The following is a 6,287-nucleotide window of genomic DNA, read 5'->3' on the forward strand; positions in this document are numbered from 1 at the left end:
GCGGAGTGGTAGTTCAGTTGGTTAGAATACCGGCCTGTCACGCCGGGGGTCGCGGGTTCGAGTCCCGTCCACTCCGCCACTTATATTAAGCCTCAGTCGAAAGACTGGGGCTTTTTTCGTTTTGGTTGCCCGACTTCCCTTAACCGCATTTCCATATTGAAACCTTGCATCGAGAGGCAGGCTCCCCTCTTCGCGATGCTTTCTAAGCCCTGCCATGACGAGTTGATGCTCAACTCTGTGCGGTTTCTACTGAACCGGGTCCCAGTATCGAGGACTAGTTTTGAGCCCCTGTGCTGACTCATTAAAGCTCCCCTTTATTACGTGTTAGAAAGCTTATTCACTAGCGTAGTGTAAGAAAGAGTAAGAGCGGAAGACTGAGTTATTAAGCACCTAGCCACTTACGCATGTATTGCCTTTCTAGATTCTAGGTTGTTGCGTTTGGGGTTACGTTGCGTCTCGCAAGCTTATTTACTGAAGTCTACTAATATAGAGGTCTAATAGAGTATTAAGCTGTTGGAGCTAGGAATAATAAAAAAGCCCAGCAGGAAAATGCTGAGCTTTGAAGTTAATTATGCTTACAGGATGCGTTTTAAAACCCCATCTGCTTTTAGGCGGGTTATTTTTCTTACTAACCGCTGCACCCCTATCGGATAATCTTCCACTTTTTCTAACTGTTTATAAGTACAGATAAGATGGGTATGCTCAAGGATACGCGAAACTTCATCTTCGAACTTCTCAGTGAGCTTCGCATAATTGTCTTGGATGAGTAGCCCATTTTCTAGATCAAGTGACCAAGCCCGAGGATTTAAGTTATTCCCCGTCAGTAGCATATAGCGTTTATCAACCCAAATGCCTTTGAGATGGAAGCTATTATTGTCATGCTTCCAGAGGTGAATTGACAGTTTACGCGCAGCGATATTCGCTTCATTTGCTTTCGCAAAGCGGCGTAGGTTTACTTCATACAGATATGGAAGCCCGCCAATGGTTTTAAAGTCTTCCTCAGGAGCAATATAAAAGTCGTTTGCTGTCTTGTCGCCCACAACAATAGTTACTTTCACACCGCGTTTCATGGCTCGCTTCACTTCACGATGCAGCGCTTTAGGGAAGTTAAAGTAAGGCGTACAGATAAAGATTTCGTTTTGGGCGGCCGCTAGTAACTTTACAATCTGTTGATTGAGCAGATTGCGGCGTTTGCCTAGACCAACTAGCGGGGTGATTTTTACACTTTCCTCTGTTGCAGGTTGGTCTTCAAACTGATAATTAGCTTGAGCAAGTGAAGCTCTCAGTTGACGAATCGCCGACTTAATTTCTTTGGTTTCTGGCTTATCTTTTCCAGCAAGATCATTGACAGCTGGGTGAGCAATCATCTCTTCCTGAATGAATTGCACCATTGAATTAGCTAAAGACTCATGTCGAATCACATGGTAACGATCAAAGCGATAGCGTTCGTGATAGTGCAGGTAAACGTTATTTAAGCTTGCCCCACTGTAGATGACAGTATCATCGACAATGAAGCCTTTTAAATGCAGTACCCCAAAAACCTCTCTGCCACGCACAGGTATACCATAGACAGGGATCGGGTGTTGGTACTTATTGGCATACGCTTTGTAAAGCGCAGAATTACCCTCAGATGTTTCCGCACCAATCAGGCCACGCTGCGCTCGATGCCAGTCGACACAGATATTGATGTCCAACCCAGGATTACGCTGTTTCGCTTCATAAAGCGCAGTGAGGATTTCACGTCCAGCTTCATCATCTTCCAGATATAGAGCGACTAGGTAAATTCGCGACGTTGCTTTACTGATTGCATCCAAAAGACGAGTCCTGAATGATTCTGCTGAATACAGAACATCAAAGTCTTCCGGATTGACAGCGAGACTTGGCAACTGTTCGAATGGATTCCTACTTACTATCATATCGGTATGAGTACCTTAGTTTAGTGCAATATTGCGAACCTGCCATTTTATCAAAGATATGATTTACCTGGCTACAAAAGCGCGCGTTTTGATGTCGTTGAAGAGATGAATTGCATTGGAATGAGATCTTTACCGCTATCTACATAGCGTTGAAATGCCATTTTTAGCGGGTGTGGTAGCTCAGAGCAATCAATGGTTTTGAATCCATGCTTGGAATAATAGGATTCGAGATGTGTAAACGCGAAGCAATAATCGCCATCAGTGAAAACATTGTTTTTACAATGAGTTAGTAGTTCTTTTCCAATGCCAGTTCCCCTAAGTGTCGGAATGACCAGCATTCCCGTCAGCAACCGAGATCTATCTACGGTTTTTAAGCGTAGTAACGCAACAATTTCACCTTTATGGCTCGCAGTAATGATCAGTTCATCCTTTTTTGCTCGACCCGAAGGGTAATGCGCTTTGTACAACCTCTTAATGAGAGGGAGCTTGATAGGATTTAACACTTCTATGATTAATGAGTCAGGTATTGTCACTGCGGTTAAAAGATAACTAATGTAGAATGTCGACAGTTTAAGAGAATCTTATCTGACGTTGCAAACCTACTATGCAAATTAAAACAAATGCAAGCCTTAAGGCTTACCATACTTTTGGGATTGAACAGTCGTGTTCCTATTTAGCGACCATCGAGTCGCTCGAGGAGGTTATCCAACTATTTCAAGACCCGAGATTCACCCATTTACCGAAACTTTTTTTAGGTAAAGGAAGTAATGTTCTTTTCACTGAGCATTTTGACGGGTTAGTGATCGTTAATCGACTCATGGGTAAAAATGTGACGGAAACGGATGACCAATACCTATTGCATATTGCAGGTGGTGAAGACTGGCCTGATTTGGTTTCCTGGTGTGTGAGTCAGGGAATTGGTGGGTTAGAAAACCTAGCCCTGATCCCTGGCTGTGCAGGCTCGGCTCCTATTCAAAACATTGGAGCCTATGGACTAGAGCTAAAAGACATTTGTGACTACGTGGATGTTCTTGATCTAACTACATTTGAAAATAGAAGAATGAGCGCCAGAGACTGTAACTTTGGCTACCGAGACTCCATTTTTAAACACGCTTTGCATGAAAAGTGCTTTATTACTGCACTAGGGCTTAAGTTGGCTAAGCAATGGCAACCGATTAATCAATATGGTCCTTTAAAAGATATTCCGGAAGAACAACTTAGCCCAGCAACAATCTTCGAGCGAGTTTGCCAAGTGCGAACGGAGAAACTGCCGGATCCAGTCAAGGTAGGTAACGCAGGAAGTTTCTTTAAAAACCCAGTGATCACTCAAGATCATTATGATCGGCTCATGAAGCAACATACTAATATCGTGGCCTATCCAACTCCTGGCGGAATGAAAGTCGCGGCTGGTTGGCTGATTGATCAGTGCGGATTAAAGGGGAAGTCTGTGCATGGTGCACAGGTCAACCCCATGCAAGCCTTGGTTTTGACCAACATGGACAACTGCAGTGCCGATGATGTTGTCGCACTTGCTTCCCTAGTGAAGCAGGCAGTGTGGGATAAATACCAAATAGAACTTGAGCATGAAGTTCGATTTCTGAACCGTACCGGGGAAACCAACCTGGCTCAGATCGAGGCGTTAAGATGAGAAAAGATCACTCTACGAAACTTCATATCTTAAAGTCATTAAGTAACGGCGAGTTTCATTCTGGAGAGGCGCTGGGCGAAGCCCTGAATGTATCCAGAGCGGCAATAGCTAAGCATATTAAAGGTCTTAGTGAGTGGGGCATTGATATTTATCGAGTGCAAGGGCGCGGTTACCAGTTGGCATCACCATTGCAGTTGCTAGATGAAGCTCTCCTTACTGCTAGTGCGGAGTCACTTGTTGAGCTTGTTCCTGTGATTAACTCAACCAACCAGTATTTGCTTGATAGAGTTGCAGAGTCAGAAAAGGGCCGTGTTTGTATAGCTGAGTATCAAGCACAAGGACGTGGTCGCCGCGGTAGACAATGGATCTCTCCATTTGGCTCTAACTTATACCTATCCATGTACTGGCGATTAGATGCGGGAATGGCCGCGGCAATGGGCTTAAGCCTTGTTATTGGTATTGCCGCAGTGGAAGCACTAGAAGAAATGGGCATACAAGGCGTTAAACTCAAGTGGCCAAATGACCTGTATTATCAAGATAAAAAACTGGCAGGAATCTTAGTGGAGATGTCAGGGCAGGCCGGTGGTGCTGCTCATCTTGTGATTGGGATGGGGCTCAATATTGGAATGCCTGATGAGCAACCTGAGATTGATCAACCATGGACAACATTGAATCAGGTAAACGAGAGTCTCGTGATCGATAGAAATGTCCTAGCGACGACGCTTATCAAGCATTGGAATTCCGCACTTATCGAGTATGAACTGAAAGGGCTTACCAGCTTTGTCGAACGTTGGAATCGATTAGATAACTTTCTCAATCGTCAAGTCAAGCTGCTCATCGGACCTAGAGAGGTGCACGGCGTCGTACGCGGCATCGATCATCAAGGCGGGATATTACTCGAAACCTCGCAAGGGCTAGAGACTTACATTGGTGGGGAAATCTCGTTGCGTAAAAGCGATTGACGTTCAATTACTTTCGTAAAGACACCTTATCAACCAAGTGGTTGACGCCTTTGTGTAGAATCAAATGGGCTCTTTCTCGGGTGGGAAGAATATTTAGCTCCAAGTTGAGCCCATTAATATCATGCCAAATTTGTTTCGCTTTTTGCTTTGCTTCATCGACTGACAGTTGCGTGTAGTGACTAAAATAAGAACCGGGTTTAGTAAAAGCCCCTTGGCGAAACTTTAAAAATCGTTCCACATACCACTGTTCAATTGTCTCTGTTTCAGCATCGACATAGATCGAAAAATCCAAAAAATCAGAGACAAAGACGCGATGTGGATCATGCGGATAATCCATTCCACTTTGTAGAACGTTTAAACCTTCAATGATAAGAACATCCGGTCTATCAACTTTTCTTAGTTCGTCCGTAATGTCATACGTGATGTGGGAGTAAATAGGTACTTCAAGATCCGGCTTACCCGCTTTAACGTCAGACATAAACTCAACTAAACGTTTGATATCATAGGACTCAGGAAACCCTTTACGATGCATGATACCGCGTTCTTCTAGTACCTTTTTCGGATATAGAAAGCCATCTGTAGTGACCAAGGACACTTTGGGATGATTCTCCCAACGAGAAAGCAATGCGGTCAGAATACGAGCTGTCGTACTTTTGCCTACAGCGACACTGCCGGCGATACCAATCACAAAAGGAGGGGCATGTTCTTCCGTATTCAAGAATTGTTGTAATACAGAGTTGCGGCTTTGACGGGCTTGGACGTACAGATTCAAAAGACGAGACAAAGGAAGGTAGATTTCTACCGCTTCCTCCATGGTTAGGTTTTCATTAATGCCCTGAAGCGCAGTCAAGTCGTCTTCAGAAAGTGTCATCGGTACAGAGTTTCTTAACTCGGCCCAGTTTGCACGGTCAAATGACAAAAATGGACTCATGGGTCTCTTTTATCCTTGGTTTAGTAGAAGCAAGAACATACATCAAGCGAACTTCAAAGCAAACGACAAAGGTCGAAGTTTACTTTAAAAAAGCCAAGTTTGTACGAATTTGCAGCAAACGAATCTAAAAAATCGAATTTTATGATTTTTTTTAAAATTACTATTGCAACCTCGAAAATCATTCAATAGAATGCGCACCACTTATGCCGACTTAGCTCAGTAGGTAGAGCAACTGACTTGTAATCAGTAGGTCACCAGTTCGATTCCGGTAGTCGGCACCATTCTTTCCTTTAGTAGTCTGAATGGCTTGAAAATTTGGAGGGGTTCCCGAGTGGCCAAAGGGAGCAGACTGTAAATCTGCCGGCACTGCCTTCGATGGTTCGAATCCGTCCCCCTCCACCATATTCTTTAGGAAATAGCTCTCAGAGTTACGTGTTGCGGGCATCGTATAATGGCTATTACCTCAGCCTTCCAAGCTGATGATGCGGGTTCGATTCCCGCTGCCCGCTCCACTCTAATTTGAGTGCTGATATAGCTCAGGTGGTAGAGCGCATCCTTGGTAAGGATGAGGTCGGCAGTTCGAGTCTGCCTATCAGCACCAGCTCTCAAGTTTATTTCCTTTTGATATTAGATTTACCAATTATCTTTTTTGGTTGCGTGGTCAATTTGGGCCACCTAAATCCGTACCTAGAGGGACCACTCATGTCTAAAGAAAAATTTGAACGTACGAAACCGCACGTTAACGTTGGTACTATCGGCCACGTTGACCACGGTAAAACAACTCTAACTGCAGCTATCTGTACTACTCTTGCTAAAGTTTACGGCGGTGT

6 protein-coding genes and 5 tRNA genes are annotated in these 6,287 nt (G+C 44.2%); 8 read left to right on the top strand and 3 right to left on the bottom strand.

Annotated elements, in window-relative coordinates; genetic code table 11:
* The first annotated feature begins 2 nt into the window (after positions 1-2).
* Positions 3-79 (top strand) — tRNA-Asp (locus D8S93_RS24555).
* Positions 80-575: 496 nt separating this feature from the next.
* On the opposite strand, the gene pssA is transcribed toward D8S93_RS24555, so the two are convergent.
* Both pssA and D8S93_RS24565 read right to left on the bottom strand, forming a co-directional pair.
* Positions 576-1,916, bottom strand: a complete 1,341-nt coding sequence (gene pssA / locus D8S93_RS24560) for a CDP-diacylglycerol--serine O-phosphatidyltransferase (RefSeq protein ID WP_046874695.1) — start codon at positions 1,914-1,916, stop codon at positions 576-578.
* 71 nt (positions 1,917-1,987) lie between these two features.
* Entirely contained in the window at positions 1,988-2,419 is a 432-nt protein-coding gene (locus D8S93_RS24565) for a GNAT family N-acetyltransferase (RefSeq protein ID WP_031780708.1), read from the bottom strand.
* Positions 2,420-2,520: 101 nt separating this feature from the next.
* On the opposite strand from D8S93_RS24565, the gene murB reads away from it, so the two are divergent.
* Both murB and birA read left to right on the top strand, forming a co-directional pair.
* Positions 2,521-3,564 (top strand): UDP-N-acetylmuramate dehydrogenase, encoded by a 1,044-nt coding sequence (murB, locus tag D8S93_RS24570; protein ID WP_006742763.1) that lies wholly within the window; start codon positions 2,521-2,523, stop codon positions 3,562-3,564.
* Positions 3,561-4,526 carry a bifunctional biotin--[acetyl-CoA-carboxylase] ligase/biotin operon repressor BirA gene (gene birA, locus D8S93_RS24575; RefSeq protein ID WP_053809528.1) on the top strand — a complete coding sequence of 322 codons (966 nt, stop codon included), beginning with the start codon at positions 3,561-3,563 and terminating at the stop codon, positions 4,524-4,526. The genes murB and birA overlap by 4 nt, the downstream gene beginning before the upstream one ends.
* A gap of 7 nt (positions 4,527-4,533) precedes the next feature.
* Here birA and coaA read toward each other — a convergent pair whose 3' ends face one another.
* Complete coding sequence (coaA, locus tag D8S93_RS24580; protein ID WP_005398335.1) at positions 4,534-5,457, bottom strand: type I pantothenate kinase; 924 nt, start codon at positions 5,455-5,457, stop codon at positions 4,534-4,536.
* A 205-nt stretch (positions 5,458-5,662) separates the two neighbouring features.
* Here coaA and D8S93_RS24590 point away from each other — a divergent pair.
* The 5 genes from D8S93_RS24590 to D8S93_RS24610 form a co-directional block, all read left to right on the top strand.
* Positions 5,663-5,738, top strand: a tRNA-Thr gene (locus D8S93_RS24590).
* 36 nt (positions 5,739-5,774) lie between these two features.
* A tRNA-Tyr gene (locus D8S93_RS24595) sits at positions 5,775-5,859 on the top strand.
* Between the two features lie 35 nt (positions 5,860-5,894).
* Positions 5,895-5,969: transfer RNA gene (locus D8S93_RS24600), tRNA-Gly, on the top strand.
* A 13-nt stretch (positions 5,970-5,982) separates the two neighbouring features.
* Positions 5,983-6,058, top strand: a tRNA-Thr gene (locus tag D8S93_RS24605).
* Between the two features lie 101 nt (positions 6,059-6,159).
* The coding region (locus tag D8S93_RS24610) for a GTP-binding protein (protein ID WP_227484038.1) at positions 6,160-6,287 on the top strand (128 nt) is incomplete at its 3' end.

It is taken from the genome of Vibrio sp. VGrn 2, assembly GCF_009361695.1.
GTDB lineage: Bacteria > Pseudomonadota > Gammaproteobacteria > Enterobacterales > Vibrionaceae > Vibrio > Vibrio diabolicus.